The organism is Aquamicrobium terrae, assembly GCF_052978165.1.
Genome location: NZ_JBRKLZ010000001.1, coordinates 2,251,267 through 2,277,061, shown reverse-complemented (window position 1 = coordinate 2,277,061; position 25,795 = coordinate 2,251,267). Strand labels below are relative to the sequence as shown.

The 25,795-nt window shown below is 65.2% G+C and carries 22 protein-coding genes and 1 pseudogene; 16 read left to right on the top strand and 7 right to left on the bottom strand.

Annotated elements, in window-relative coordinates; genetic code table 11:
* Positions 1 to 80 precede the first annotated feature (80 nt).
* The 6 genes from ACVCNR_RS11320 (at position 81) to ACVCNR_RS11295 (ending at position 6,091) form a co-directional block, all read left to right on the top strand.
* Positions 81 to 1,097 (top strand): proline racemase family protein, encoded by a 1,017-nt coding sequence (locus ACVCNR_RS11320; protein ID WP_447074859.1) that lies wholly within the window; start codon positions 81 to 83, stop codon positions 1,095 to 1,097.
* A gap of 51 nt (positions 1,098 to 1,148) precedes the next feature.
* A complete protein-coding gene (locus ACVCNR_RS11315; RefSeq protein ID WP_447074857.1) occupies positions 1,149 to 2,315 on the top strand; it encodes an alpha-hydroxy acid oxidase in 1,167 nt (388 codons plus the stop codon).
* 28 nt (positions 2,316 to 2,343) lie between these two features.
* A complete protein-coding gene (locus ACVCNR_RS11310; protein WP_447074856.1) occupies positions 2,344 to 2,793 on the top strand; it encodes a tripartite tricarboxylate transporter TctB family protein in 450 nt (149 codons plus the stop codon).
* A gap of 4 nt (positions 2,794 to 2,797) precedes the next feature.
* A complete protein-coding gene (locus ACVCNR_RS11305) occupies positions 2,798 to 4,288 on the top strand; it encodes a tripartite tricarboxylate transporter permease (RefSeq protein ID WP_447074855.1) in 1,491 nt (496 codons plus the stop codon).
* 81 nt (positions 4,289 to 4,369) lie between these two features.
* Complete coding sequence (locus ACVCNR_RS11300) at positions 4,370 to 4,663, top strand: DUF6460 domain-containing protein (RefSeq protein WP_447075683.1); 294 nt, start codon at positions 4,370 to 4,372, stop codon at positions 4,661 to 4,663.
* 141 nt (positions 4,664 to 4,804) lie between these two features.
* A complete protein-coding gene (locus tag ACVCNR_RS11295) occupies positions 4,805 to 6,091 on the top strand; it encodes an MATE family efflux transporter (RefSeq protein ID WP_447075682.1) in 1,287 nt (428 codons plus the stop codon).
* A gap of 9 nt (positions 6,092 to 6,100) precedes the next feature.
* Here the strand turns inward: ACVCNR_RS11295 and ACVCNR_RS11290 are convergent, their stop codons facing one another.
* Together ACVCNR_RS11290 and ACVCNR_RS11285 are read right to left on the bottom strand one after the other, a co-directional pair.
* Positions 6,101 to 7,177: a quinone-dependent dihydroorotate dehydrogenase gene (locus ACVCNR_RS11290; protein WP_447074853.1), complete on the bottom strand. Its 1,077-nt coding sequence runs from the start codon at positions 7,175 to 7,177 to the stop codon at positions 6,101 to 6,103.
* Positions 7,178 to 7,179: 2 nt separating this feature from the next.
* On the bottom strand, positions 7,180 to 7,560 hold the full coding sequence (locus tag ACVCNR_RS11285) for a DUF952 domain-containing protein (protein ID WP_354194519.1): 381 nt from the start codon (positions 7,558 to 7,560) through the stop codon (positions 7,180 to 7,182).
* A 126-nt stretch (positions 7,561 to 7,686) separates the two neighbouring features.
* On the opposite strand from ACVCNR_RS11285, the gene ACVCNR_RS11280 reads away from it, so the two are divergent.
* Together ACVCNR_RS11280 and ACVCNR_RS11275 are read left to right on the top strand one after the other, a co-directional pair.
* Positions 7,687 to 8,121, top strand: a complete 435-nt coding sequence (locus tag ACVCNR_RS11280; RefSeq protein ID WP_354194517.1) for a hypothetical protein — start codon at positions 7,687 to 7,689, stop codon at positions 8,119 to 8,121.
* Between the two features lie 131 nt (positions 8,122 to 8,252).
* On the top strand, positions 8,253 to 8,909 hold the full coding sequence (locus tag ACVCNR_RS11275) for a response regulator (protein ID WP_354194515.1): 657 nt from the start codon (positions 8,253 to 8,255) through the stop codon (positions 8,907 to 8,909).
* 150 nt (positions 8,910 to 9,059) lie between these two features.
* Here ACVCNR_RS11275 and ACVCNR_RS11270 read toward each other — a convergent pair whose 3' ends face one another.
* Positions 9,060 to 12,548 carry a hybrid sensor histidine kinase/response regulator gene (locus tag ACVCNR_RS11270; RefSeq protein WP_354194513.1) on the bottom strand — a complete coding sequence of 1,163 codons (3,489 nt, stop codon included), beginning with the start codon at positions 12,546 to 12,548 and terminating at the stop codon, positions 9,060 to 9,062.
* A gap of 217 nt (positions 12,549 to 12,765) precedes the next feature.
* Between ACVCNR_RS11270 and mscL the strand changes: the two genes are divergently transcribed.
* Positions 12,766 to 13,188, top strand: coding sequence for a large conductance mechanosensitive channel protein MscL (mscL, locus tag ACVCNR_RS11265; protein WP_354194511.1), 423 nt, complete (start codon positions 12,766 to 12,768; stop codon positions 13,186 to 13,188).
* A gap of 55 nt (positions 13,189 to 13,243) precedes the next feature.
* Here mscL and ACVCNR_RS11260 read toward each other — a convergent pair whose 3' ends face one another.
* A complete protein-coding gene (locus ACVCNR_RS11260; protein WP_447074852.1) occupies positions 13,244 to 14,470 on the bottom strand; it encodes an NAD(P)/FAD-dependent oxidoreductase in 1,227 nt (408 codons plus the stop codon).
* A 514-nt stretch (positions 14,471 to 14,984) separates the two neighbouring features.
* On the opposite strand from ACVCNR_RS11260, the gene ACVCNR_RS11255 reads away from it, so the two are divergent.
* The 6 genes from ACVCNR_RS11255 (at position 14,985) to ACVCNR_RS11230 (ending at position 21,011) form a co-directional block, all read left to right on the top strand.
* On the top strand, positions 14,985 to 16,259 hold the full coding sequence (locus ACVCNR_RS11255; protein WP_435521555.1) for an imelysin family protein: 1,275 nt from the start codon (positions 14,985 to 14,987) through the stop codon (positions 16,257 to 16,259).
* Positions 16,260 to 16,329: 70 nt separating this feature from the next.
* On the top strand, positions 16,330 to 16,641 hold the full coding sequence (locus ACVCNR_RS11250; RefSeq protein ID WP_354194505.1) for a (2Fe-2S)-binding protein: 312 nt from the start codon (positions 16,330 to 16,332) through the stop codon (positions 16,639 to 16,641).
* Positions 16,607 to 17,092 (top strand): bacterioferritin, encoded by a 486-nt coding sequence (gene bfr, locus ACVCNR_RS11245; protein ID WP_354194503.1) that lies wholly within the window; start codon positions 16,607 to 16,609, stop codon positions 17,090 to 17,092. The genes ACVCNR_RS11250 and bfr overlap by 35 nt, the downstream gene beginning before the upstream one ends.
* An 11-nt stretch (positions 17,093 to 17,103) precedes the next feature.
* Positions 17,104 to 18,801, top strand: a complete 1,698-nt coding sequence (locus ACVCNR_RS11240) for a di-heme oxidoreductase family protein (protein ID WP_447074850.1) — start codon at positions 17,104 to 17,106, stop codon at positions 18,799 to 18,801.
* On the top strand, positions 18,802 to 19,872 hold the full coding sequence (locus tag ACVCNR_RS11235) for an imelysin family protein (RefSeq protein ID WP_447074849.1): 1,071 nt from the start codon (positions 18,802 to 18,804) through the stop codon (positions 19,870 to 19,872).
* A 35-nt stretch (positions 19,873 to 19,907) separates the two neighbouring features.
* The gene (locus tag ACVCNR_RS11230; protein WP_447074847.1) at positions 19,908 to 21,011 is read left to right on the top strand and encodes a DUF1513 domain-containing protein; all 1,104 of its coding nucleotides are present in this window, start codon (positions 19,908 to 19,910) and stop codon (positions 21,009 to 21,011) included.
* Positions 21,012 to 21,252: 241 nt separating this feature from the next.
* Here ACVCNR_RS11230 and ACVCNR_RS11225 read toward each other — a convergent pair.
* Positions 21,253 to 22,224: pseudogene (locus tag ACVCNR_RS11225) on the bottom strand (YifB family Mg chelatase-like AAA ATPase); the annotation flags it as partial.
* On the opposite strand from ACVCNR_RS11225, the gene ACVCNR_RS11220 reads away from it, so the two are divergent.
* Positions 22,189 to 23,364, top strand: coding sequence for a recombinase family protein (locus ACVCNR_RS11220; protein ID WP_447074846.1), 1,176 nt, complete (start codon positions 22,189 to 22,191; stop codon positions 23,362 to 23,364). The pseudogene ACVCNR_RS11225 and the gene ACVCNR_RS11220 sit on opposite strands and share 36 nt — an antisense overlap.
* 108 nt (positions 23,365 to 23,472) lie before the next feature.
* Here the strand turns inward: ACVCNR_RS11220 and istB are convergent, their stop codons facing one another.
* Positions 23,473 to 24,207 (bottom strand): IS21-like element helper ATPase IstB, encoded by a 735-nt coding sequence (gene istB, locus ACVCNR_RS11215; RefSeq protein ID WP_035033516.1) that lies wholly within the window; start codon positions 24,205 to 24,207, stop codon positions 23,473 to 23,475.
* On the bottom strand, positions 24,140 to 25,708 hold the full coding sequence (istA, locus tag ACVCNR_RS11210; RefSeq protein ID WP_447075681.1) for an IS21 family transposase: 1,569 nt from the start codon (positions 25,706 to 25,708) through the stop codon (positions 24,140 to 24,142). The genes istB and istA overlap by 68 nt, the downstream gene beginning before the upstream one ends.
* Positions 25,709 to 25,795: the final 87 nt, after the last annotated feature.

The window sequence follows — 25,795 nt, the reverse complement described above, 5'->3', positions numbered from 1 at the left end:
CCATCGTGCGCGGCAGGGAGGCGATCCCGCAACCTGCCGCGTCTTCCCATCTTAAAATCATACATCTGGAGCGGAATTGCATGAAAAGAACGACGTTCGTCGATGCCGTCTACACGCAGACCGAAGGTGAAACGACCTGCATCATAAACGGGCAATTCCTCTTTCCGGGAGGGACCACCCTTCTGGAAAAGCGCGAGCATTTCAGGAAGCGCTTCGACTGGGTGCGCAAGGCCATCCTGAATGAACCACGCGGACACAATGATCTGTTCGGCGCGCTGATCGTGCCGTCCTCCACCCCTGAAGCCGATGTCGGCGTCATCTGGCTGGACGGCGACGGCTATGGCGACATGTGCGGACACGGCACCATAGCCACCTCGATGATCATGACGGCTTTCGACCTGACCCCACAGTCGTCGAGCCCCAACCGGATCCGGATCGAAACACCCGCCGGGATCGTTGTCTCCGAAGTCGAAGTCGATGGCGACGATGTAAGGTCGTGCCGCTTCGAAAATGTTCCGGCCTTCCTGGCCGAACGCGACATCCCTGTGGGGCTCCCTGATCTCGGTACGGTTTCCGCCGACATTGCCTTCGGCGGCAACTATTTCATCACCATCCCGCTTCCGGAATCGTTTTGCCGGATCGCGCCGGAGAACGGGGCAATCCTCGCCAGGCTGGGCGTGCTGGCCAAGCGCCAGATCAATGAGAAAATCCAGCTCGTCCATCCGGAAAAGCCGCACATCACCGAAATCGATCTGGTGACCTTCTACCAGCCGTCACAGCGGCCCGGCGCGTTCTATCGCTGCGTCCACACCTATCGCAACGGCAAGATGGACCGTTCACCGGGGGGAACCGGCACCTCGGCCATGCTTGCAATGCTCGAGGGACGCGGCCGGATAAAAATCGGCGAACCGATACAGGCGGAAGGACTGCTGGGCTCCGGCACATTCGAAGGCTGCATCGTTCGCGAGACGACCGTGGGCGGAAACCGGGCGGTGGTCCCTACCGTCAAGGGCCGCTCGACCATCGTCGGCTTTGCCAAATGGCATCTCGATCCGAATGACGAAAACGGCAGGGGCTACGTGATCAGCACCGTCTGATCACCGTTGTTCCCGTGTCCCGGAGGGTTCGAAGTGGCAAGTGCAAGGGCCGTGGCGCAGGCGCGCAATATCGATGATCTGCGAAGTCTCGCCCGACGGCGGGTCCCGCGCTTCTCGTTCGAGTATGTCGATGGCGGTGCCGAGGATGAAACGACGATGGCGGCCAATCGCGCCTCCTTTGCCGCCACGCGGATCCTGCCGCGGCAACTGGCCGGCATTCGCGCGGTCGATATGTCCGTCGACATTCTCGGCAAAACCTCGCAATTGCCTTTCGCGGTTGCGCCGACGGGTTACAACGGCCTGCTGGCCAAGAACGGTGACCTGGTCCTGGCCCGGACCGCGCGCCTGGCAGGCATCCCGTTCACGCAAAGCACCATGTCGAGCAGTTCGATCGAGGAAGTGGCCCGCGTGATCGATGGCGGCCGGCATTGGTTCCAGCTCTACATGCTGAAGGACACCACCATCACCCGCCGTCTGGTCGAACGGGCGCAGCAGGCGGGATGCGAAGCGCTGGTGCTGACCAGCGATGCCATCGTGCTCGGGAACCGCGAAACCGACAAGCACAATTACGCGAGCCCCGGCAAACTGACATGGGGCGCAAAACTGGATGTCGCCAGGCGCATGGCCTGGCTGCTCGACGTGGTGGCGCCCCATGGCCCGCCGGGGTTCGGCAATCTGGCCGAGTTTCTGCCACGCGGACAAACCAGTGCCATCGACGGCGCACGCTTCATTTCCGCCCAGATGGATACGGCCCTGTCCTGGGAAACCGTCGACTGGCTGCGCTCGATCTGGCCGCACAAGCTCGTGGTCAAGGGCATCATGCGCGTGGAGGATGCACTCGCCGCCGCCGAGCGAGGCGTCGATGCCATCGTCGTATCGAACCATGGCGGACGGCAGCTCGACGGCACGGCAAGCTCGCTCGAAGTACTTTCAGCCATCGGCAAGCCGCTGAACGGGCGCTGCGACATCATTCTGGACAGCGGCGTGAGGCGGGGCAGTGACATTTTCAAGGCTTTGGCCCTCGGGGCCAAGGCCGTGCTGTGCGGCCGCGCGATGCTTTACGGCCTGGCGGCGGGCGGTGCGACGGGGGCGGCCAGGGCGGTAGAAATCCTTCGAACCGAACTGGAGCGCACCATGATGCTGGCCGGCTCCAGCTCACTCATGCAGATCGACCGATCTGCGCTTTGTGTGGCATCGGGCAGCTTCCTGCACCGGTAGCCGACCGATCCAATGGAAGGGAGGTTCCATGCGTGCAATCAAGAATCCAAACGACATTCTCTTTGCGGCCACGCTTTTGTTGATGGCAGGCTTGCTCTACTGGCAGATTTCCAGCTTGCGGATCGGCACGATCCTGCGCATGGGCCCGGGATATATGCCGACGGCATTGTGCGGCCTTATTGCCCTCGCCGGTCTGGGCATTCTCCTACGCTCGTTTTTCCGCGGCGGCGACAGGTTGCATTCCTGGCCGATACGCCCGCTGGTCTTCCTGTTCGCCGGTCTTTTGTCCTTCGGCCTGCTGGTGGAAAGAGCGGGCCTGCTCGTGGCGATGCCGGCGCTCGTCGTGCTCGTCAGTCTGGCCGACCGCGACAGCAGCAAGGGAGAAATTCTGGCTCTGGCGATTGGCCTCACCGTGTTCTCGGCGGGTGTCTTCGTATTTGCGCTGCGCCTTCCCATTCCTCTGTGGGTGATGGGATAGGACGATGCTCGACGCCTTCTCCAATCTGTTCGCCGGCCTTTCGGTCGCCCTGCAAATCCAGAACGTGTTCTACTGTTTCAGCGGCGCGCTGATCGGCACCCTGATCGGTGTCCTGCCCGGCCTCGGGCCTGTTGCAACCATAGCCATTCTGCTTCCGGTCACCTTCTATCTGCCGCCCGTGGCCGCGCTGGTCATGCTCGCCGGCATCTATTACGGCGCACAATATGGCGGATCGACCACGGCCATTCTCGTCAATCTTCCCGGTGAAAGTTCATCGGTGGTCACCTGCCTCGACGGCTACAAGATGGCACGCAACGGGCGGGCTGGGCCCGCGCTTTCCATCGCCGCACTTTCCTCGCTGTTCGCCGGCTTCATCGCGGTGATTCTCATGGCGATATTCGCGACCGGCCTCAGCGAGCTGACGATGTTCTTCGGGCCGGCGGAATATTTCTCGTTGATGATCTTCGGGCTGATCGCCGCCGTCATCCTGGGGCAAGGATCGGTGCTCAGCGCCCTGGCGATGGTCTTCGTCGGCCTGCTGCTGTCGCTTGTCGGCACCGACGTTTCAAGCGGCGTGCAGCGAATGAGCTTCGGTTTCTTCGATCTCAGCGACGGCATCGATTTCGTCCCGCTGGCCATGGGCCTGTTTGCGGTTGCCGAAATCCTCAAGAATCTCGAAAGCCCCGAAGAACGGGTGGTCCTGAAAGGCAGGATCGGCCGGCTGATGCCCAGCCGCGAGGAGTTCAGGAAGGTCGTCCCCTCGGCATTGCGCGGCACCTTCATCGGCTCCTTCCTCGGCCTGTTGCCGGGCGGAGGACCCACCTTGGGTTCCTTCGCCGCCTACACGGTGGAAAAGCGCATCTCGAAATATCCGCATCGCTTCGGAACGGGCGTCGTTGAGGGTGTGGCCGGCCCCGAAGCAGCCAACAATGCCAGTGCCCAGACGGCGTTCGTGCCGCTATTGACACTGGGCATCCCGTCGAACCCGACCATTGCCATGATGGCCGGCGCCATGCTCATCCATGGCATCCAGCCCGGCCCGGAGGTGATGACGAAAAACCCCGACGTGTTCTGGGGCCTGATCGCCAGCATGCTGATCGGCAATCTCATGCTGGTCATCATCAACCTGCCCCTGATCGGGGTCTGGGTATCCCTGCTGAAGATCCCCTATCGGCTGTTCTATCCGGCCATCCTGGTTTTTTGCTGTATCGGCGCCTACAGCGTGAACAACAATGTCTTCGACATCTATGTGATGATCTTCTTCGGCTTTGTCGGATACGCGTTCATGAAGTGGAAGGCCGAACCCGCGCCACTGATCCTGGCCTTTGTGCTCGGTCCGCTTATCGAAGAGAATTTCAGGCGGGCAATGCTGCTTTCGCTCGGCAACCCTACAACCTTCATCACGCGGCCGATCAGCCTTGCATTGCTGTTTGCCGCCGTGGGCCTGATTGCCATCACGCTCGCACCTCGCCTGCGCCGGCAGAAAAACGTTTAGAACAACATAGCTTCATCCTGCCCCTTCGCGACAAGCATGGGGCGGGTTTTTCTTGCGCATGGGGTGCGGTTTGCCTATTCCATGGCCGGAACGGATTTTCAGGAGAACGCCTTGTCCGCCCTCACCCGCTTCCTCGGCGATTCGCCGCTGCGCATCCTGCTCAAGCTGCTCGTCGTCTCGTTCCTCGTCGGGCTGGTGATGAGCGCCTTCGGCTGGTCGCCCTACGATGTCGTCATCGGCATCCGCAATTTCTTCCTCGACATCTGGAACCTCGGCTTCCGCGCCATCGACCGCGTGCTCGGCTACATCCTGCTCGGCGCCGCCATCGTCATCCCGGCCTTCCTGCTCATCCGCATCGCCAATTATCGCAAATAGCCGGAACGCCGGGCTGTAGGCAGGGGATCGCCGGCCACGGCGAGGAACAGGGCGGACACCGTGAGCATCGACAGCAAGGCGCTTCGCCCCACACGCGGCTTCACCGTCTCCAACCGCACGGTGCTGGCCATAGCCGTGCCGATGACGCTGGCCTACATGACGACGCCGCTGCTCGGCCTCGCCGACACGGCGATCATCGGCCAGTATGGCGATGCGGCGCTGCTGGGCGGGCTCGCCGCCGGCGCGCTGGTGTTCAATGTCGTCTTCACCACGCTGAACTTCCTGCGTTCCGGCACCACCGGGCTGGTGGCGCAGGCCTTCGGCGCCGGCGATGCCGGCGAGGAACAGGCCGTGTTCTGGCGTGCCTTTCTCATCGCTTTGGGGCTGGGCCTGCTCATCGCCATCATGGCGCCGCTGATCGCGGCCGGCGGCATAGGCTTCCTCGGCGCCGAACCGGCGGTGAACCGGGCGCTCGACACCTATGTCCGCATCCGCCTGCTGGGCGCGCCCGCCGCGCTGATCAACTATGCGCTCCTCGGCTACCTGCTCGGGCGCGGCGAGGGCAAGGCCGCGCTGGGGCTGCAAATTTTGCTCAACGGCACCAACATCGCCTTTTCGCTCTATCTCGGCCTCCATCTCGGCTGGAACGTGGCCGGCGTCGCCTGGGGCACGATCGGCGGCGAACTGGCGGCCATGCTGGCCGGCATGGCCATCGTGCTGTCGCGCTTCCGCACCGGGCCGCGCATCGACCTGACCCGCATCGCTGACATGGCGTCCGTCTGGCGCATGCTGTCGCTCAACCGCGACATCATGATCCGCTCCTTCGCGCTTCTGGCGACTTTCGCCCTGTTCGCCCGCCAGGGCGCGCAGTTCGGCACGGTGACGCTGGCCGCCAATGCCGTGCTGATGAATTTCTTCATGGCAACCGCCTTCTTCCTCGACGGTTTCGCCACCGCCGCCGAGCAGCTTGCCGGCCGCGCCGTCGGCGCCCGCGACCGCAACGCCTTCCGCCGCACGGTGCGGCTTTGCGCGGTGTGGGGCTTCGTGCTGGCGGGCGTGGCGACGGCGGCGCTGCTTGCCTGGGGCGGCGGTCTCATCGCCTTCCTCACCACCGCCGAGGACGTGCGCGCGATGGCCACCGCCTTCCTGCCCTGGGCAGCCTTTACCGCGGTCAGCGCCGTGCTTGCCTTCGAGATGGACGGGGTCTTCATCGGCGCGACATGGTCGACGGACATGCGCAACATCATGCTTCTGGCGCTGGCTGCCTTCGCGGCGGCCATGACGGTGCTGACTCCGCTGCTCGGCAATCACGGCCTGTGGATCGCGTTGCACATCTTCCTGCTGATGCGCGGGCTTGGCCTTGCCGCCATGCTGCCCAGACGCGAACGCTCGACCTTCGCGCCCGGCCCTGCGCAAACGGTCTCGTAAAGCCGGCCTTCAGAGCGGCTTTGCCGCCCATTTTTCCAGCGAGACGTCGCGCAGCTCCCGCACCGAAGCGTGCCCGCCCCGCTGCAACGCACCGGCCATGTCCGACAGCATGCGCGCCGGCAGCGAGGGGCCCGCGAAGATCATGCCCGTATAGAGCTGGACGAGGTCGGCCCCGGCGCGGATCTTCTCCAGCGCCGTCTCAGCCGAATTCACCCCGCCGACGCCGATGATGGCGATCTCGGGACCCAGCAGCTTGCGCATCTTCGCCAGCACGACCGTCGAGCGCTCGAACAGCACCTTGCCCGACAGACCGCCCGTCTCGCCGGCGACCGCGCCACTTTTCAGCGGCGGGCGCGAGATGGTGGTATTGGAGACGATGACGCCGTCGATGCCGCTGGCCAGAACCTCGGCGGCGATGTCCTCCAGCTCGGCCTCGACCAGGTCGGGAGCGATCTTGAGGAAGACCGGCGGCCTTGCCGCCGCGGCCTCGCGCGCGGCCATGACGCGCGACAGAAGCTCGGCCAGTTGCGCGCGCGCCTGCATGTTGCGCAGGCCCGGCGTGTTGGGCGAGGAGATGTTGGCGGTGAGATAGGAGGCGAGCGGCGCAAAGCGCGCCACGCCGCGCTCATAGTCGGCGATGCGGTCGGCGCTGTCCTTGTTGGCGCCGATATTGACGCCGACGATGCCGCCCCTGCCCTTGCGGACGCGAAGCCGGCGCTCGGCCGCCTCATGGCCCTCATTGTTGAAGCCGAGCCGGTTGATGACCGCCTCGTCCTCGGTCAGGCGGAAGATGCGCGGGCGCGGATTGCCCGGCTGCGCCAGCGGTGTGACGGTGCCCACTTCGGCAAAGCCGAAGCCGAGGCCGAGAAGCGCATCCGGCACCTCGGCGTTCTTGTCGTAACCGGCCGCCATGCCGAGCGGATTGGGAAAATCGAGGCCGCACAGCCGCACCCGGAGGCGTTCATCACGCGGCGGCTTCGGCCCGACCGGCAGGCCGCAGCGCAACGCGGCGATGGAAAGCCCGTGCGCGGTTTCGGGATCGAGGGAAAACAGCAGCTTCCTGCCGATCGCATCCAGCGCGCTCATGCCTACTCCGGTTTGGAAAATGGGGGCGGTTCAGAAAATGGGGCCAGTTCGGGAAACCGATGCCGCCCGTCCTCCGCCAGCGGCAGCGGGCGCACCCAAAGGGCCGCGTCGACGGCAAGGGCCGCGTAGAGATGCGGAAACAGCGCGCCGCCGCGCGAGGGCTCCCAGCGCAGGGCCTCGCCCAGAGCCGCGCCGTCGACGGCGACCAGGACCAGGTCGTCCTGCCCGGCGAAGTGCTTTGCCGCGGTCTCGCACAGCTGGGCGGCGGTCGAGAAATGGATATAGCCGTCGGCCAGGTCCACCGGCGCACCGGCGAAGCTTCCCGTGCGCTCGGCTTCGCGCCACAGGGTGCGCGGAACGATCTTGTAGATGAGGCTCGACATGAGCGGGCTATACCGCCAAGCCCCGGCCATGGAAAGTGCGCCTGTGCGGCCATCCCCATTTCGGGCACAATGGCTGCTATACTCCGGCCACCATATTTGGGGGCAAACAGCCGGAAGGAGGCTTCCATGCGAGACCGCATCCTGATCGCCCTGCCCTTGCTCGCCCTGCTGGCGATCCCGGCTTCGGCCCAGGGCGAGGCCGAGCGCTACCGGATGGAAAAGACCGACGACGGCTTCGTGCGCATGGACACGACCACCGGTGCCATGTCGACCTGCCGCGAGCAGTCCGGCCAGCTTGTCTGCCGCATGGCGGCCGACGAGCGCAACGTCGTGCAGGACGAGATGGAGCGCCTGCAAAGCCAGGTGAAGGCGTTGGAAGACCGGGTGGCGAAGCTCGAGAACTCGCTGGCCGCGCGGCTGGAATCCACCCTGCCCACGGAGGAGGAGTTCAACAAGACGATGAGCTATGTCGAGCGGTTCTTCCGCTCCTTCATGGGCATCGTCAAGGACATGGAAAATCAGGACACCGCCGGACCGAAGCCGGCGCCGGACCGGACCTGAGCACGGCCGCGGGCCGGAACGGAGGCGCCGAACCGACGGCGTAAAGTTTGTGCTTGAAAACACGGCACGCCGACGCATAATTCGCCGGCTGCCGTCGAAACGGGCAGACAAGCGGTGGCGGGGAGGAATCATTGCCGTCAGGCTACACCTTCGTAATCGCCGATGATCACCCGCTGTTTCGCGGGGCCTTGAAGGAGGCGATCGCCGGCATCGGCGAGGAGCCGTCCATTCTCGAAGCCGGCGATTTCGAGAGCGCCAAGTCGGTGCTGGTCGGCAATGGCGACATCGATCTTTTGTTGCTCGACCTCGCCATGCCGGGCGCCAGCGGGCTTTCGGGCCTGATCTCGCTGCACGGCATCCAGCCCTCACTGCCCATCGTGGTGGTCTCGGCGCATGACGATGCGGTGACGATCCGGCGGGCGCTGGATCTCGGTGCCTCCGGCTTCATCTCCAAATCGGCCAGCATGGAGGAAATCCGCAGCGCGGTGCGCACCGTGCTGGACGGCGGCATCGCGGCGCCGGCGGAAATGGACCTCGGCGAGGAGCGCGACCCCGAAATCTCCAACCTGATCCGGCGCCTGCAAACGCTGACGCCGCAGCAGACGCGGGTGCTCTCCATGCTCGGCGAAGGGCTGCTCAACAAGCAGATCGCCTATGAGCTCGGCGTATCGGAAGCCACGGTGAAGGCGCATGTCTCGGCGATCCTGCAGAAGCTCGACGTCGACAGCCGCACGCAGGCCGTGATCCAGCTCTCCAAGATCGGCACCGACTCCATCGCCGCCGCCTGAGCGCCGGCGTGCACGGCCTGCACCTTTCGCGACCATGATTCTTTGCCCGACGCATGATCCTGTCCGAACAGGCTGCACCTTTCGGGATCATGGTTGTTTGCCCGACGCATGATCCTGTCCGAAAAGTCTGCAACTTTTCGGGATCATGCTTTACTCCGCCGCCAGCGGGCGCACGCGCGAAAGCATGGTGCGCAGGGCGGCCGGGCGCACCGGCTTGTTGATGACCGTGACACCGCGCGCCTCGGCCTCGGCGCGTACTTCGGTCGAGCGATCCGCCGTTACCAGCACGGCCGGCGTCTCGATCCCGTAGATGTCGCGCAGGCGGTCGATGGCATCGAGCCCGTTCTCGCCGTCGAGATGATAGTCGGCAAGGATGATGTCGACCGGCGGCCGCCGGTCGCGCGCCTCGAGGAATGCGCGCAAGCCGGAGAAAACCGTGACCGAGCAGCCCCAGCCCTCCAGCAACAGGCGCATGCCTTCCAGAATGCGGGGATCGTTGTCGATGCACAGGACTTCGAGGCCCGACAGGGTCGAGAAGGGCCGTGGCGGCGGCACCTGCCGCCGCACGGGTCGTGCCGCCTCGCCGGAGACGACAGGCAGAAGCACCGAAAACCGGGTTCCCTGCGCCGTCACCGAGGAGATGCGGATTTCCAGATGCAGCACCCGGGCGATGCGGTCGACGATGGAAAGGCCGAGCCCCAGTCCTTCGGCCTCCCGGGCGCCCTCGTCGAGGCGCGTGAACTCGCGGAACACGGTGTTGAGCTGGTCCGGCCCGATGCCGATGCCGGTGTCGATCACCTGGATCTCGACCAGCTCGCCGCGCCGGCGTGCGCCGACCAGCACGCGGCCCCGGCGCGTGTATTTGATGGCATTGGAAACGAGGTTCTGGACCAGCCGCCTGAACAGGTTGCGGTCGGTGCGCACGCTGATCGACGAGGGCACGATGCGCAGCCGCAGCCCCTTGGCCGAGGCCATCGGCTGAAAGTCGGTGGCGATCTGCTGCAACAGGCCGTCCAGGCTGAAGACGGTCTCGTCCGGTTTCATGGCCCCCGCATCGAGGCGCGATATGTCGAGCACGGCGCCCAGGATGGTCTCCACCGATTCCAGCGAGGATTCGATGTTGACGGCCGCGTCGCCGAGCGGGCCGCGCGGCGCCTTCTCGATCAGCGAGGAGCAGTAGAGCCGCGCCGCGTTGAGCGGCTGGAGGATATCGTGGCCGACGGCGGCAAGGAAGCGCGTCTTGCCCAGATTGGCCTCCTCGGCGATCTTCTGCGCCTGCGCCAGCTCTTCGTTGACCTGCGTCAGCTCGGCCGTGCGCCGCACCACCCGCTGTTCCAGCGTCTCGTTCACCCGCTTCAGGGCGAGGTCGGCCTGCATGCGCTGGGTGATGTCGGCATAGGTGGCGACGATCCCGCCGTCGGGCATCGGGTTGGAGCGCAGCTCGAGAATGCGCCCGCTGGTGAGCAGTTCGAGCTGCCAGGGCTCGCCGAAGCGCGTCAGGCGGTTGAGCGCCGCAACCTCCTCGGCCCCGGTGATGTCGCCGCGGTCGCCGAGGAAACCGAAGATCTGGGCCAGCGACACCCCCACCTGCCCCATCTCGTCCGGCAGGTCGAACAGCAGGCGGTATTGCCGGTTCCAGCAGGTCAGCCGCAGATCCTTGTCGAACACGGTGATGCCCTGCTCCATCTGGTCGAGCGCGATCTGGAGCAGGTCGCGGTTCTGCTGGAGCGCGTCCGACGCATCGTCGAGCAGGCGGAAGGCATGCTTGGCCGAGCGGTCGTGGCGCTGCACCAGGAGGGACAGGATGAGGCGAGCCGAGGAGGACCCGACGGCGCTGGCCAGGAGCTGCTCGCCGAAGCGCAGGGTTTCGGCCGTGGCCGGCGCGTTGCCGGGAAAGCTGCGTCCCTCGCGCTGCTCGAACGACTGGAACGAGCGCTCGGTGCGCTCCACCCCCAGATAGCGCGCGATGGTGTCCTTCATCTCGTTGACGGTGACCTCGGTGCGCAGCCGCCGCAGGCTCGGCATCGGGCTGGTCTCGCGCGGCACGAAGATCGCCGCCTGGATGCGCTCGCGCGGATGCGAGGCCCGCGACAGCGAGCCCAGCACGTAGAAGACGACATTGACGGCAAGGCTCCATAGCACGCCATGGGTCAGCGGCTCGCCGCTGGTGCCGAACAGCGCCTGCGGCTTCAGCGCCGCGATGCCCAGAGGCCCGTCGACCAGAAAGGAGGTGTCGGGCGGCAGCAGCGAGGGCACGAACAGCGTATAGGCCCACAGCAGAATGCCGAACACCATGCCGAGCACCGCGCCGCGGGCGTTGGCCCCGCGCCACACCAGCCCGCCGACGAAGGCCGGCGCGAACTGGGCGATGGCGGCGAAGGAGATCAGGCCGAAGGCGACGAGGCGCACATTGTCGGCCATCTCCTGATAATAGAGGAACGACACGAACAGGATGCAGAAGATCGCCGCGCGGCGGATGACGATGATCACCTTCGACCAGTCCTCGCGCTCGCCCGAGGCCGAGCGCAGCAGGCGGCGCAGCACCAGCGGAATGACGAGGTCGTTGGAGATCATGATCGACAGCGCCACGCTTTCGACGATCACCATGGCGGTGGCGGCCGAAAGCCCGCCGATGAAGGCGATCATGGCCATGACGTGATGGCCGTTGAACAGGGGGACGGCCAGAACATAGAGGTCGGCGCTGGCGCGCCCGCCCACCACGGTGAGGCCGCCGAAGGCGATGACCACCACGAACAGGTTGATGAGCACCAGATAGAGCGGGAACAGCCAGTTCGCGGTCTTCAGCTCCTGCTCGGAACGGTTCTCGACGATGGTCATGTAGAACTGGCGCGGCAGCATGACGATGGCGCTGCCGGCCAGCATGGTCAGCACGATCCAGGTCGACGGCGAGGTCTGGAAGCCCATCGAGGCCTGCACCATCTCGTTGGCCTGCATGGCCTCGAACAGATTGTCGGGGCTGCTGAACAAGAACAGCGTCACCGCAATGCCGACGGCAAGGAAGGCGGCCAGCTTGATGACCGACTCCACCGCCATGGCCAGCACCAGCCCGTCCTGATGCTCCGTCGCATCGGCATGCCGCGTCCCGAACAGCACCGCGAAGGCGGCCAGCAGGAAGGCCACCAGGAAGGCGACGTCGCGATAGACGAATTCGTCGGAGATCACGTCGGGCGAATAGAAGGCCGCCATCAGGCCGATGGAGCCGGCGATGGAGCGCAGTTGCAGCGCGATATAGGGGATGATGCCGACCGTGGCGATGATGGTGGCGATCGAGGCGACGGCGAAGCTCTTGCCGTAGCGGGCAGCCAGAAAGTCGGCGATCGAGGTGATCTTCTCGGCCTTGCTCAGCCGGATGACCCGCCGCAGGAACGGGTAGCCGAAGATGAAGATCAGGATCGGCCCGACATAGATGGTCAGGAATTCGAGGCCGCGCTCGGAAGCGAGGCCCACCGAGCCGAAGAAGGTCCACGAGGTGCAGTAGATCGCAAGGCTCAGCGAATAGATATAGGGGCGCGAGGCGATGGGGCCGCGCCGCGCCGCATGGCGATCGCCGAGGGCGGCGACGGCGAACAGCATCGTCACATAGAGAATGGCGGCGACAACGATCAACCAGCCCAGCACGGCTCGACTTCCACGGCTTCCTGACGATACGAGGCAAGCACAGCCGGGCATGGCTGTCCACCGCGACCTTCGGCGTGGAGGGCAGGCGGGCAGGGCTGGCGGAAACCGGGCCGCGATTTCCCCGTTTTTCAACCCACGGTTTCTGCTATTGTCGCACGGGCACCGACCGGGTGGGGCAGCAACGAAGCGGCATGTGCCGCACACATTGGAGAGGAAAATGCTGAAGGAATTTCAGGAGTTTATTTCCAGAGGCAATGTAATGGATCTGGCCGTCGGCGTGATCATCGGCGCCGCCTTCGGCAAGATCGTCGATTCGCTGGTCAACGACATCATCATGCCCATCGTCGGCGCCGTCTTCGGCGGCCTCGACTTCAACAACTTCTTCCTGCCGCTGTCCTCGACGGTGACGGCAACCTCGCTGGCCGCGGCCAGGGAACAGGGCGCGGTATTCGCCTACGGCTCCTTCCTCACCGTGGTCCTGAACTTCCTGATCCTGGCCTGGATCATCTTCCTGATGGTCAAGGGGGTGAACAGCATCCGCAAGCGCGTGGAGCGCCAGCCCGAAGCGGCGGCGGACGCCCCGCCGCCCGCCGACGTTGCCCTGCTGACCGAAATCCGCGACCTGCTGGCGCGCAAATAGGCTTCTTCACAGGCAGGCAATCAACACCCCGGCTGTCCCGCGGCCGGGGCTTTTTTCATCCTGCGGCCGCGAAAGCGGCCTTCAACGCATCGGCGCCCTCCAGCACCGCCTGCCGCGACGGCGAGAAGCCGGCGCCCAGCATCTTGCGGCCGAGCATGTGGTCGGCCGGGCGGTTGACCGATTCGATGGCGAGCAGCCTGTCGCCGGCGAAGTGATAGACGGAGAACCTGTTGTCCTGCGGCTCGCCGACCACCAGATGGCTGTCGGCGCCGGCGGTCAGCCCCACCATCTGCAGCTTCATGTCGCCGATGTCCGACCAGAACCACGGCACCGCCCCATAGGCGTCCGCGCCGCCGACGATGGTGCGCGCCGCCAGCCGCGCCTGGTCGGTGGCGTTCTGCACCGATTCCAGCCGCACGTCGCCGCCGGTGGACCAGTGGCGGTAGGACGCGACATCGCCGACCGACAGGACCTCGGGCACCGAGGTGCGCATCTGCGCATCGACGCGGATGCCGTTCGAGACGGCAAGCCCGGCCTGCTCGGCCAGTTCCACATTGGGCACGACCCCGACCCCGACGATGACGAGTTGCGCCGGCAGGCGCTCGCCGGCGGAGGTGACGGCGGCCGAGACATGTCCGTTTTCGCCCTCCAGCCGGCTGACCGTCGTGCCGGTGAGGATGCGCACGCCCATATCGGCCAGGCGCTGGCGCACATGCTGGCCGATCGGCGGCGCCACGACGCGGCCGAGCAGCCGGTCCATGGCTTCGACCACGGTGACGTTGCGGCCGGCGGCGCGCAGCGTGGCGGCGATCTCCAGCCCGATGAAGCCGCCGCCGAGCACCACCACGTCCGCGCAGGCGCCGCTGAGCTCGCGGATCAGGCGGGCATCCGCCACCTCGCGCAGCGAGACGACGCCGGCCAGGCCGGCCCCGTCGATGGGCAGCTTGCGCGGGCGCGAGCCGGTGGCCAGGACCAGCCGGTCGAAGGCCAGCGGCGCAGCGCCGGCCAGTTCGAGGCGGCGGCCGGCCAAGTCGATGCCGGTGACGCGCAACCCGGGCCGGTAGTCGATGGCGTTGCCGCTGTAGAAGCTTTCGCCGCGCAGAAGCTGGGGCCGCGCCTCGGCATCCTTGATGAAGGTCTTGGACAGCGGCGGCTTGTGATAGGGAAGCTCGTTTTCCTCGCCGATCAGCAGAACGGGGCCGTCGAAGCCCTCCTCGCGCAGGCTGGCCGCCGCCTGCACTCCGGCATGGCCGGCTCCCACAATGATCGCACCATTCTTCATCGCACAGCTTCCCGGATTTCAAGCATTCGAGGACAGGGCCTACCCCCGCCAGATGGCGACTGGCGCCCCGCGCGGCAAGAGGGTGCGACCGGCGTCGCACCGCCCGGGCCCGGCTGTCAACCGGCAATTGCCGGCCGTTGCGCCTGTAAACCTGACTCCTTCAGTTTAGAATAATTCTAAACTATTGTTTTGATTGCCCTTTTTGGAGATTTTGATTGACTTTCGGCAGACGGGAAGCTTTATGAGAATGTGCGTTTTGGCGCATACCTTTGATGTGAGGGCCTTTAACCCTTTCGATTGGAGGCTTCGGTGTTGTTTCGTGCCGGCAATGTCCGTCGTGGATTTGTCCTGCCCCGTCCGCGGCAAGGTGCCGTGCCGACCGTGACATCATCTCCTTCCGTCGAAGCAGTCCGTGCAGCCGGCACCGGTTCGCCTCCCCGGCGCCGGCAAGCGGACATCTGAACTCCTTGAGGAGATGAGAGTGATGACGAGAAACCGGGTCTCGACCCGCCACATGGCCAGAATGGCGGCGATCGGCGCCACCGCGGCGCTGACGGCAGCCATTTTCATCCTGCCGGCCAGGGCGGAGACCGACGCGAAAGCGATCATCAAGACCTATTCCGACATCGCGCTTGCCAAATACGAAGACTCGCTGACAACCGCCAAGACGCTGGACACGGCCATCGACGCCCTGCTCGCCACGCCTTCCGCCGAGACGCTGGATGCGGCCAAGGCAGCCTGGAAGGCGGCGCGCATTCCCTACCAGCAGACGGAGGTCTATCGCTTCGGCAATGCCATCGTCGACGATTGGGAAGGACGGGTGAATGCCTGGCCGCTGGACGAGGGCCTGATCGACTATGTCGACACCAGCTACGGCACCGAATCCGACGAAAACACCCTCTATACCGCCAATGTGATCGCCAACACCAAGATCGAGATCGACGGCCAGGAAGTCGACGCCTCCAAGCTGACGCCGGAATTCCTGTCCGGCACGCTGCAGGAAGCCGGCGACATCGAGGCCAATGTGGCCACCGGCTATCACGCCATCGAATTCCTGCTGTGGGGCCAGGACCTCAACGGCACCGGCCCGGGCGCCGGCGAGCGCCCCTTTACCGACTATGACAAGGCCAATTGCACCGGCGGCAATTGCGAGCGCCGCGCCGAATATCTGAAGGCGGCTTCCACCCTGCTGGTTTCGGACCTGCAGGAAATGGTCGACAACTGGAAGGAAGGCGGCGAGGCCCGCAAGGCGCTGACCGACGGCGACGACAACACCGGCCTGTCGACCATCCTCACCGGCATGGGCTCGCTCTCCTATGGCGAGCTTGCCGGCGAGCGCATGAAGCTCGGCCTGCTGCTGCACGATCCGGAGGAAGAGCACGACTGCTTCTCCGACAACACCCACATCTCGCATCTCTACGACGCGGCCGGCATCCGCGAAGCCTATCTGGGCAGCTACAAGCGCATCGACGGCTCGACCGTCGAAGGCCCCTCGCTGTCCGAGATGGTCAAGGGGATCGACCCCGCGCTCGACACCGAGATGACCGGCAAGCTGGATGCGACCGTGGCCAAGATGGAAGCCATCCAGGCGCGCGCCGAGGGGGGCGAGGCCTATGACCAGCAGATCGGCGAGGGCAACGCGGAAGGCAATGCCACCGTGCAGGCCGCCATCGACGCGCTGGTCGACCAGACCAAGTCGATCGAACGCGTGGTCGCCGCTCTGAAGCTCGACGCCATAGCCTTCGAGGGCTCCGACAGCCTCGACGCTCCCGACAAGGTTTTCCAGTAAGGACCGCTCCCCACCTCCCCTTCCAGCTATGGCGGCGCTGTTACGCGCCGCTCAGCCAGGCCGAGACGACATGCTGATCTGCCACTGCAACATCATCACCGAAAAGGAGATCGAGGACGCAATCGTCGATCTGCTGGACAGCGATCCGTGGCAGCTGATCGTGCCGGCGAAAGTCTATCATTATATGAAGAAGCGCGGTCGTTGTTGCGGCTGCTTCCCAAATGTGGTCGAAACGATCATTCGGGTAACCGAGGAGTACCACGTCCGCTCGGAGGCGGGCGGCGTGGACATCGTTTCACACTTGGATCGCGTAAGAGAATTGCGCATCCAATACGGGAGCAGGACCCATGAAAGGCGACTCACAAATCATCGAGCGGCTTAACGAAGCTCTTTTCCTGGAGCTTGGTGCTGTCAATCAGTATTGGCTGCACTATCGTCTTCTGGAAGACTGGGGTTATCAGAAGCTCGCCAAGAAAGAGCGCGAGGAATCGATCGAGGAGATGCATCACGCCGACAAGCTGGTGGCGCGCATCATCTTCCTCGAAGGCCATCCGAACCTTCAATCCGTGGCCCCGCTGCGCATCGGCCAGAATGTGAAGGAAGTGCTGGAATCGGACCTGGCCGGCGAATATGACGCGCGCACCTCCTACAAGCGGTCGCGCGAGATTTGCAACGAACTGGGCGACTACGTCACCATGAAGCTGTTCGAGGAACTGCTCTCGGACGAGGAAGGGCATATCGACTTCCTCGAGACGCAGCTCGACCTGCTCGCTTCGATCGGCGAAGAGAAATACGGCCTTCTCAACGCCGCCCCGGCCAACGAGGCCGAATAGGACATGCGGGAATGCGGCGCATACTAGGTTTTCTGCGTCGCCGGCGGCGGGCCGGTTCTGGCCTGCCGCATCCCTCCGATCCCGGAGCCGGCTCCGGGCCCGCACGACATGGTGCCGCAAGGCGTGTTCGCCTGGCGTCGGGTGGACGTGACTGCGCCGCCCCCTGCGGGCGGCGGCTCATGCTTCTCCGGAAGGGCGCGGGCGCCCTGGCGGCGCTGCTGCTGGTGCCGGCCTCGCCGGCGACGGCCGGCGACCTGCCCGACACGCCTTCGGTGCGCGACGACCTCACGCCCAAGGACCTTGCCCGCGTCAGGGCGATCACCACGCCGACCGCGGATTTTTCCAGGCCCGAACAGTTCGAACTGATGCAGGGCGGCGCCGGCACCGCGAAGAAGCGCATCAACGCCAATTCCTTCTCGCACTCCTCGGCCAACATCACCTTCGAGGAGGAAGGCACCTTCAAGCTCGGCAACGCCATCTTCCGCAAGAACTGGGTGTCGTCGCCCTCCTCCACCCAGGCCTCGGACGGGCTGGGACCGCTGTTCAACGCCCGCGCCTGCCAGAGCTGTCATCTCAAGGACGGGCGCGGCCACCCGCCGGAGGCCAGCCTCGACGCCACCTCCATGTTCCTGCGCCTTGCCCGGGAAGCCGAGACGGAAGAGGAGAAGCAGGCGGTCGCCGCGCACCAGGTGCTGAACTTCCCTGATCCGGTCTACGGCACCCAGTTGCAGGACCTCGCCGTGCCGGGGCTGGTCAGCGAAGGGCGCATGCGCATCACCTATGAGGACGTGCCCGTCACCCTCGGCGACGGCACCGCCGTCTCGCTGCGCAAGCCGAGCTATGCGATCGACGACCTCGGCTACGGTCCGCTCGACAAGCGCACGACCTTGTCGCCACGCATCGCCAATCCGATGATCGGCCTCGGCCTCGTCGAGCAGATCCACCCCGCCGACATCCTCGCCAATGCCGACCCCGACGATGCGAACGGCGACGGCATTTCCGGCAAGGCGGCGATCGTGCCCGATCCCGCAACCGGCAAGCCGACGCTCGGCCGCTTCGGCTGGAAGGCCCAGGCGGCCACCATCCGCCAGCAATCGGCCGACGCGCTGGCCGGCGACATCGGCATTTCCTCGCCCGAGGCGCCGCGCCATTGGGGCGACTGCACCGAGGCGCAGAAGACCTGCCTCGAAATGCAGAGCGGCGTTCAGGCGCGGCTCGGCGACACCGAGGCGCCGGAGCCGATCATGGACCTGGTGACCTTCTACTCGCAGAACCTTGCCGTGCCGGTGCGCCGCGATCTCGACAACAAGGAGGTCCTGGCCGGCAAGCAGGCGTTCTACGACATGGGCTGCACCTCCTGCCACACGCCTAAATTCGTCACCCGCCGCGATGCGCCGAACAAGGCGCATGCCTTCCAGCTCATCTGGCCCTATTCCGACTTCCTGCTGCACGACATGGGCGAAGGGCTCGCCGACGGGCAGCAGGTGGGCGTCGCCGACGGCCATGAGTGGCGCACGCCGCCGCTGTGGGGCATCGGGCTGACGCAACGGGTGAACAACCACACCTTCTTCTTGCATGACGGGCGCGCCCGCAACCTGACCGAAGCCATATTGTGGCACGGCGGCGAGGCGCAAGGCGCGCGCGACCGCTTTGCCGCCGCCGGTGCCGAAGACCGCGCGGCGCTGATCAAGTTCCTGGAGTCGCTCTAGATGAAATCCCTGGCGCTCGCCTTGGCCTTCTCCCTCTTCATACCGGCCGCAACCCAAGCGGCGATGCCGGCTTCCGACGTCATCGGACAGGCGGTCGAGGGCTTCGTCCGCCCTGCCTATGGCGACCTCGCGGAGCACGCCGCCGCGCTCGAAACGGCCGTCGAGGCCCTGTGCAAGACCCCCTCGCAGGACGCCCTCGACAGCGCGCGCGCCGAATTCGGACAGGCCGCGCAAAGCTGGTCGAAAGTGGAGCTGATCATGTTCGGCCCCATCCGCGAGGGCAACCGGCTGGAGCGGTTGCTGTTCTGGCCGGACCGCAAGAGCATCGGCCTCAAGCAGGTGCAGGCCGCCCTTGCGGCCAAGGACCCGGATGCCGCCGACCCGGACAGGATCGCCGGCAAGAGCGTCGCCATGCAGGGCTTCGGGGCGCTGGAATATGTGCTGTTCGGCACCGATTCCGGCCAGCTGGCCGGAAGCGAAGGGGCCTATCGCTGCAGCTTCGGCGCGGCGGTGGCCGGCAACATCGCCGCTGTGAGCGCCGAGGTGCGCGACGCCTGGAACCGGACGGACGGCTTCGCCGCCATCTGGGGCAGCCCCGGCCCGGACAATCCCGTCTATCGCAACGGTTCGGAAGCCGTGACCGAGCTGATGGGCGTGTTCATCAACGGGCTCGAAATGGTGCGCGACGTGCGGCTCAGGGGCTTCCTCGGCTCGCGCCCGGAAAAGGACAAGCCGAAGCAGGCGCTCTACTGGCGCTCGCAGGGCACGACCGCCTCGCTCGCCGCCAATCTCGAAGGCCTGCACGGCCTGTTCCGGGCCTCGCATCTTGCCGATGCCCTATCGCCGGAGGCGCGCTGGATCGCCGAATCCATCGAAATTCAGCTCACCAACGGCGCCGAGGCCGCACGCTCCCTGCAAGGCCCGGTCGAGGAGGTGCTGGCTGATCCGGCACGGCGCGAAAAGCTCGACTACTACGGCACCGTCGCCTCCAGCCTCTCCAACCTGTTCGGCGTGAGGCTGAGCGGCGAGTTCGGGCTGACCGCCGGTTTCTCGTCGCTCGACGGCGACTGACACGTGGAGACGGCCGAAACAGGAAAGGCACCGCAATGCGCACGCCACTGATCGACCGCCGCCACTTCCTGCGCGCCGCAGGCGCCGGCTTCGCCGCGGCCCTTGCCCCCGCCGCCTGGGCGCGCACGCTGGCGGCGGATGCCGTTTTCGCCACCGCCTTCGTGCGCCGCGACGGCAGCTACGGCGCGGCGGTGCTGTCCGAAGCCGGCAAGGTGCTGCACACGGTCGATCTGCCGGATCGCGGCCATGACGTGACCTTCGACCCCGTTTCCGGGCGCTCGGTGGTGTTCGCGCGCCAGCCCGGCACCTTCGCCATGGTTTTCGACCACAAGGGCCGCGAGGAGCCGCTGGCCATTGCCAGCGTGCCGGGCCGGCACTTCTTCGGCCATGGCGTGTTCACGCAGGACGGCGCGCTGCTCTACGCGACCGAGAACGACTTCGACAATGGCGAGGGCATGGTCGGCGTCTATGACGCCCGCTCCGGCTTCCGGCGCGTGGGCGAATTCCCCACCTACGGCGTCGGCCCGCATGAATTGCTGCTGCTCGGCGACGGACGCACGCTGGCCATCGCCAATGGCGGCATCGAAACCCATCCCGACTATGGCCGGGCCGAGCTCAACATCGCCACCATGCAGCCTTCCTATGTGCTGGTCGACCGCATCAGCGGCGACCTGATCGAGAAGCACGAGCTGCCCGCCGACCTGCACAAGCTGTCGATCCGCCACATGGACACCGACGCCGACGGCAATGTGTGGTTCGGCTGCCAGTATCGCGGGCCGGTGACCGACCGTCCGCCGCTGGTCGGCAAGGCCACGCGCGACAAGGGCATCGCGCTGATCGACATGCCGCAGGAGGTGCTCAACAGCCTGCGCAACTATGTCGGCTCGGTCGCCGCCAACCCCCTGTCGGGCACCGTGGCGGTGACCTCGCCGCAGGGCAATTCGCTGGCGGTGATCGATGCCGCGACAGCCAAAGTGCTGTCGGCACAGGACCTGACCGAAGTGTGCGGCGTCGCCCCGGACGGCAAGGGCTTTCTGGCGACCACGGGCGGCGGCGTCATCGTCGGGCCCCACGGCAAATCCCTCGACGATCCCGACCATGTCTGGGACAACCACCTGCTGCGCATCGAAGAGGCGTGAGCGCGAGCAGCCGGTGACGGCTGGCCTCTCATCCGCTTAAAGCGCGTCGCGATCTTCCAGGTTCGTTCCCTACGCTTTAAGCTGTTGTTTTTACGCATGTCGTGGTCCCGAAACCGGCTCCCACGTTCGTGCGACATGCTCTGGAGCAGCGGGCGTTCTGACGAACGCGGCCGCTGTTCCAGCTTGGTTTTCCAGCCGCATTTGTGCAACGCCAGACGATTCCGTCTGGCTGCAAAATGCTTCAGGCCGCATTCGCCAGACGCTGGCTGTCCATCCTGTAGGAAATCGCCTCGGCCAGATGGATCCGCCCGACGCCCTCGCTGCCGTCGAGGTCGGCCAGCGTACGCGCCACCTTCAGCACGCGATGGTAGGCGCGGCCGGAGAAGCCGAGTTTTTCGCTGGCGTCCTGCAACAGGGCCAGGCCCGCCTGATCCGGCGCGGCAACGGTCTCGATCAGCGACGGCGGGCACTGGGCGTTGGTGAGCACGCCGTCCGCGCCCGATACCTCGAAGCGCACGCGCTGGAGCTCGCGGGCCCGCGCCACCCGAGCAGCGACGGAGGCGCTGGTTTCCGATTTGCCGGGCCGGATCAGATCAGTTGCAGAAATCGCCGGCACCTCGATCCTGAGATCGATGCGGTCGAGCAGCGGCCCGGAAATGCGTGCCTGATATTCGGTACGGCAGCGCTCGCCGCGCGCGCAACGGAAGCCCGGCTCGCCCGCCATGCCGCAGCGGCACGGGTTCATGGCCGCGACGAGCTGGATGCGCGCCGGATAGCTGACGCGATGATTGGCGCGGGCGATCATGCAGGCGCCGGTTTCCAGCGGCTGGCGCAGGGCATCGAGCGTCTGCGGCGAGAATTCGGGCAATTCGTCGAGGAACAGCACGCCGTGATGGGCGAGCGAGATTTCCCCCGGCCGCGCCCGCAGCCCGCCGCCGACCAGAGCCGCCATCGAGGCCGAATGATGCGGGGCGCGGAACGGACGCCGGTCGGTCAGCCGGCCCTCGGCCAGCTCGCCGGCAACGGAGGCGATCATCGACACTTCGAGCAATTCGCGCGGCGACAGCGGCGGCAGGATGGACGGCAGGCGTTGGGCGAGCATCGACTTGCCGGAGCCGGGCGGCCCGACCATCAGGATGGTATTGACAAGAGACCTTTTGACATTGATGTGAATTTTATGCCTGAGACCTCTCCTCCCCTTGCCTTCTCCTACCTGCGCTTCTCGACTCCTGAGCAAATGCGCGGTGACAGCTTCCGTCGCCAGACCGAGCTTGCGGCCCGATATGCTAGGGAGCATGGGCTTGTTCTAGATACTCGATCCTTTGCGGACCTTGGTGTTTCCGCCTTCCGGGGCGCAAACATTCAAACGGGCAAGCTAGGTGAGTTCCTCTATGCCGTCCAGATCGGCGCTATTCCGCGTGGCTCCTACCTCCTCATGGAAAGCCTCGACCGCATGTCCCGCGCCGATCCTTGGGATGCGGTAAGCGAACTCAGGAAGATCGTTAGAGCGGGCATTAAGGTCGTCACGCTTCTAAATGGGCGGGTCTATGCGGCTGATAACGATAGCTCGGACTTCTCCCTGCTAGAGGCCGTCGTGGTTCTCATACGGGCGCATGAGGAAAGCGCCACCAAGTCTAGACGACTTAGGGCTGCATGGGAGAAGAAGCGGGAGGATGCCGGGGATAGGCCAATCACCTCTATCGCCCCCGCATGGCTGCACCCCTTGGCTGATGGCAAGGGGTTCTCAATCATGGAGGATCGGGCGGAAATTGTCCGGGGCATCTTCACAGCCTTCCTTGGGGGTGAGGGAACTCACTCCATCGCGCAACGTCTTAATGAGGATGGTGTGAAGCCCTTCGGGCGGGGCAAGTTCTGGCATCGTTCTTACGTCCTCAAGGTGCTGGATAACCGTGCCACGGTCGGGGAGTTCACACCACATACCCTCGAATATGATGGTGCGGGAAAGAAGCTGAGGAGGCCTCAGGCTCCCCTCTCCGGCTACTACCCTGCGATAATTGACATGGAGACGTTCGCAAGGGCGAAAGCCATGAGGACAGCCAAGCGCGGTCCTGCACAGTCTGCCGGTAGCCGCAAGGTCTCTCACCTGTTGGCGGGTTTGGCCCGGTGTCCACGCTGTGGGAGCGCTATGCTCAGGGTCAATAAGGGAAGCGGCCCAAAGGGACGCCGCCCGTACCTTGTTTGTAGCCGCGCCAAGGCCGGGGCAGGCTGTGAGTATCGCGGAGTGAGGGTGGATCGCGTAGAGCCGCGTGTTGTGGAAGCACATGAGCATCTGGCCCATGAGATGCCTAAGGTGTCAATGACCGTGGAATCGGGACCCTGTATTTTCGCCTAAAAGGGACCCCGGTTTAGGGTGATGAAGGGCACGGCGGTTAGCGCCCGATCAGGCGAAGCTGGTCGGGGTTGCACAGCCTGATCGGGTGCGTTTCGTTGGCTTTCGGCTTTAGCTTTGAGAGCGGCTCTTGAAGCGCCAGGATTCGTTTCCGGTCTCGACGATCTCGCAGTGATGGGTCAGGCGATCGAGCAGCGCGGTGGTCATCTTGGCGTCGCCGAAGACAGTGGGCCATTCGCCGAACGCCAGATTGGTGGTGATGATGACGCTGGTGCGCTCGTAGAGTTTCGAGACGAGGTGGAAGAGCAACTGCCCGCCGGCCTGGGCGAAGGGGAGATAGCCGAGTTCATCGAGCACGACGAAGTCGAGCCGGGTAAGATGATCGGCAATGCGGCCTTGCCGACCGGCGCGGGTCTCCGTCTCCAGCCTGTTGACCAGGTCGACGACATTGAAGAAGCGGCCGCGCGCGCCGTTGCGGATGAGCGCCCGGGCAATGGCGATGGCCAGATGGGATTTGCCCGTGCCGGTGCCGCCGACCAGGACGACGTTACGCTGATCGGCGACAAAGGCTCCGCCGGCGAGATCGCGGATCAGGCTCTCGTTGACGGGCGTGCCGGTGAAGTCGAAGTCGTCGATGTCCTTGGCCAACGGCAGCTTGGCGACGGTGAGCTGGTATTTGATGGAGCGTGCCTGCTTCTCGGATATCTCCGCCTGCAGCAGATCGCCGACGATCTTCGGTGGTTCGTGCTGGCGCTTGATGGCGACGCCCATGATCTCGTCATAGGCTGATCGCATCCCGTAAAGCTTCAGCGTGCCCATCAGTTCCAGAACCTCGGTGCGTTCCATGGCTGTTCGTCCTCCTGAGACTGTCATAGCGGGCGCAGTCGGCGATCGGCTCGTGAGCCAGCTTCAGCGCCTGGGGAATGGAAAGGATCGTGCCCGGCGCCGGATCGCGGCGGCGGGCCAGGATGTTGAGGATCACCGCCGCCGACGAGACGCCGTGATCGAGCGCCTCCTGACAGGCCGCCTCGACCGCGTTCAATCCGTCGCTCAGCACACAGGTGAGGATCGACACCATCTGCCGGTCGCCATCGTCGGCCGCCTTGAGCTTGCGACGTATCTTCTCCATGGCTGACGGCAGAACCCAGCCACGGAACGGCGCACCGTTGCGCAGCCCGCCGGGCTTGCGGGCCAGCACCGGCACATAGTGCCAGGGATCGTAGATCACCTCGTTGCGGCCGAAGCAGCGGGCATGTTCGCCGACCACCACGCCGTCCTGGCGGATGACGATGCGATCGGCATAGGCATGGATCTCGACCGGCCGGCCGACGGCGCTCGACAGCACCGAGTATTTGTTGTTGTCGAAGCGCACCGTGCAGGTCTTCGACACGGAGGCCGGAACACAGTGGAAGCCGTCGAAGCGGCCGGCATAGGGAATGAAGCTGGCCCGCTCCTCCTCGAACACCTCCCAGATCGTGCGGTCACCCTGTTCGGGATGCCGGTGCGCCTTGGCGTAGGAGACGCATTTGTCGAGAAGCCAGCCGTTCAAATCCTCCAGCGTCTTGAAGCGCAGTCTCGGCGTGAAGAAACGCTCGCGCACCAGCCCGACCTGGTTCTCGACCTGGCCCTTCTCCCAACCCGACGCCGGCGTGCAGGCTTCAGGTTCGACAAGGTAATGTCCGCACATCTGCGCAAAGCGGCGGTTATAGCGGCGATCCCTGCCGATGAAGATCGCGTCAACCGCCGTCTTCATATTATCATAGATGCCGCGCGTGCACGTTCCACGAAAGAACGCGAACGCCCGGTCGTGTGCATCGAACACCATCTCCTGCGTCTCACGGGGATAGGCCCGAACGAAGAACATGCGGCTGTGGCAAAGCCGCATGTGCGCCACCTTCACGGTGACCGTCACGCCGTCCAGCAGGACGATCTCATGGCTCCAGTCGAACTGGTAGGCCTCGCCTGGCGCGAAGCTCAGCGGAATGTAGGCCTCGGCGGCAGCGCTGCCGCGGTGCTCTTCCCAATCTTGCGCATGCCGCCACACCGAGCTGTAGCTGCCGTCATAGCCGAGGCCTCGGAGTTCCTCGAAGATCCGGATCAGCGTGAGCCGCTCACGCTGCGGCTTCGCCACATTCGCCAACAACAGCCCGTCCAGCTTCTCGCGCCAGGCTCCCATGCGAGGATACGGCTGATGCTTGCGCTCGTAGCGGAACTCGGTCTCGTCCGATCGCAGCACCTTGCGAACCACCTTCCGCGAGATGCCCAGCTCCCGGCAGATCGCCTTGATCGACTTCCCCTGCACCAGCGACAGCCGACGTATCTTTGCAATCGTCTCCACAACCAACATCCAAAACACAAATGCCTCCGATCAAACCGGAGGCATCTTGATGACCCCACGTTAAGGGGTCCCGTTTGGACGAAAATCACCCCTCAA

What these genes read in the sequence shown, in the direction of transcription:
- ACVCNR_RS11260 (WP_447074852.1), bottom strand. Translation starts at nt 14,470, where the DNA reads ATGAAGAATGGTGCGATCATTGTGGGAGCCGGCCATGCCGGAGTGCAG.
- ACVCNR_RS11320 (WP_447074859.1), top strand. Translation starts at nt 81, where the DNA reads ATGAAAAGAACGACGTTCGTCGATGCCGTCTACACGCAGACCGAAGGT.
- ACVCNR_RS11220 (WP_447074846.1), top strand. Translation starts at nt 22,189, where the DNA reads ATGCCTGAGACCTCTCCTCCCCTTGCCTTCTCCTACCTGCGCTTCTCG.
- ACVCNR_RS11250 (WP_354194505.1), top strand. Translation starts at nt 16,330, where the DNA reads ATGCTGATCTGCCACTGCAACATCATCACCGAAAAGGAGATCGAGGAC.
- istA (WP_447075681.1), bottom strand. Translation starts at nt 25,708, where the DNA reads ATGTTGGTTGTGGAGACGATTGCAAAGATACGTCGGCTGTCGCTGGTG.
- mscL (WP_354194511.1), top strand. Translation starts at nt 12,766, where the DNA reads ATGCTGAAGGAATTTCAGGAGTTTATTTCCAGAGGCAATGTAATGGAT.
- bfr (WP_354194503.1), top strand. Translation starts at nt 16,607, where the DNA reads ATGAAAGGCGACTCACAAATCATCGAGCGGCTTAACGAAGCTCTTTTC.
- ACVCNR_RS11290 (WP_447074853.1), bottom strand. Translation starts at nt 7,177, where the DNA reads ATGAGCGCGCTGGATGCGATCGGCAGGAAGCTGCTGTTTTCCCTCGAT.
- ACVCNR_RS11255 (WP_435521555.1), top strand. Translation starts at nt 14,985, where the DNA reads ATGGCCAGAATGGCGGCGATCGGCGCCACCGCGGCGCTGACGGCAGCC.
- ACVCNR_RS11285 (WP_354194519.1), bottom strand. Translation starts at nt 7,560, where the DNA reads ATGTCGAGCCTCATCTACAAGATCGTTCCGCGCACCCTGTGGCGCGAA.
- ACVCNR_RS11310 (WP_447074856.1), top strand. Translation starts at nt 2,344, where the DNA reads ATGCGTGCAATCAAGAATCCAAACGACATTCTCTTTGCGGCCACGCTT.
- ACVCNR_RS11230 (WP_447074847.1), top strand. Translation starts at nt 19,908, where the DNA reads ATGCGCACGCCACTGATCGACCGCCGCCACTTCCTGCGCGCCGCAGGC.
- ACVCNR_RS11300 (WP_447075683.1), top strand. Translation starts at nt 4,370, where the DNA reads ATGGCCGGAACGGATTTTCAGGAGAACGCCTTGTCCGCCCTCACCCGC.
- ACVCNR_RS11305 (WP_447074855.1), top strand. Translation starts at nt 2,798, where the DNA reads ATGCTCGACGCCTTCTCCAATCTGTTCGCCGGCCTTTCGGTCGCCCTG.
- ACVCNR_RS11280 (WP_354194517.1), top strand. Translation starts at nt 7,687, where the DNA reads ATGCGAGACCGCATCCTGATCGCCCTGCCCTTGCTCGCCCTGCTGGCG.
- ACVCNR_RS11295 (WP_447075682.1), top strand. Translation starts at nt 4,805, where the DNA reads ATGACGCTGGCCTACATGACGACGCCGCTGCTCGGCCTCGCCGACACG.
- istB (WP_035033516.1), bottom strand. Translation starts at nt 24,207, where the DNA reads ATGGAACGCACCGAGGTTCTGGAACTGATGGGCACGCTGAAGCTTTAC.
- ACVCNR_RS11240 (WP_447074850.1), top strand. Translation starts at nt 17,104, where the DNA reads ATGCGGCGCATACTAGGTTTTCTGCGTCGCCGGCGGCGGGCCGGTTCT.
- ACVCNR_RS11235 (WP_447074849.1), top strand. Translation starts at nt 18,802, where the DNA reads ATGAAATCCCTGGCGCTCGCCTTGGCCTTCTCCCTCTTCATACCGGCC.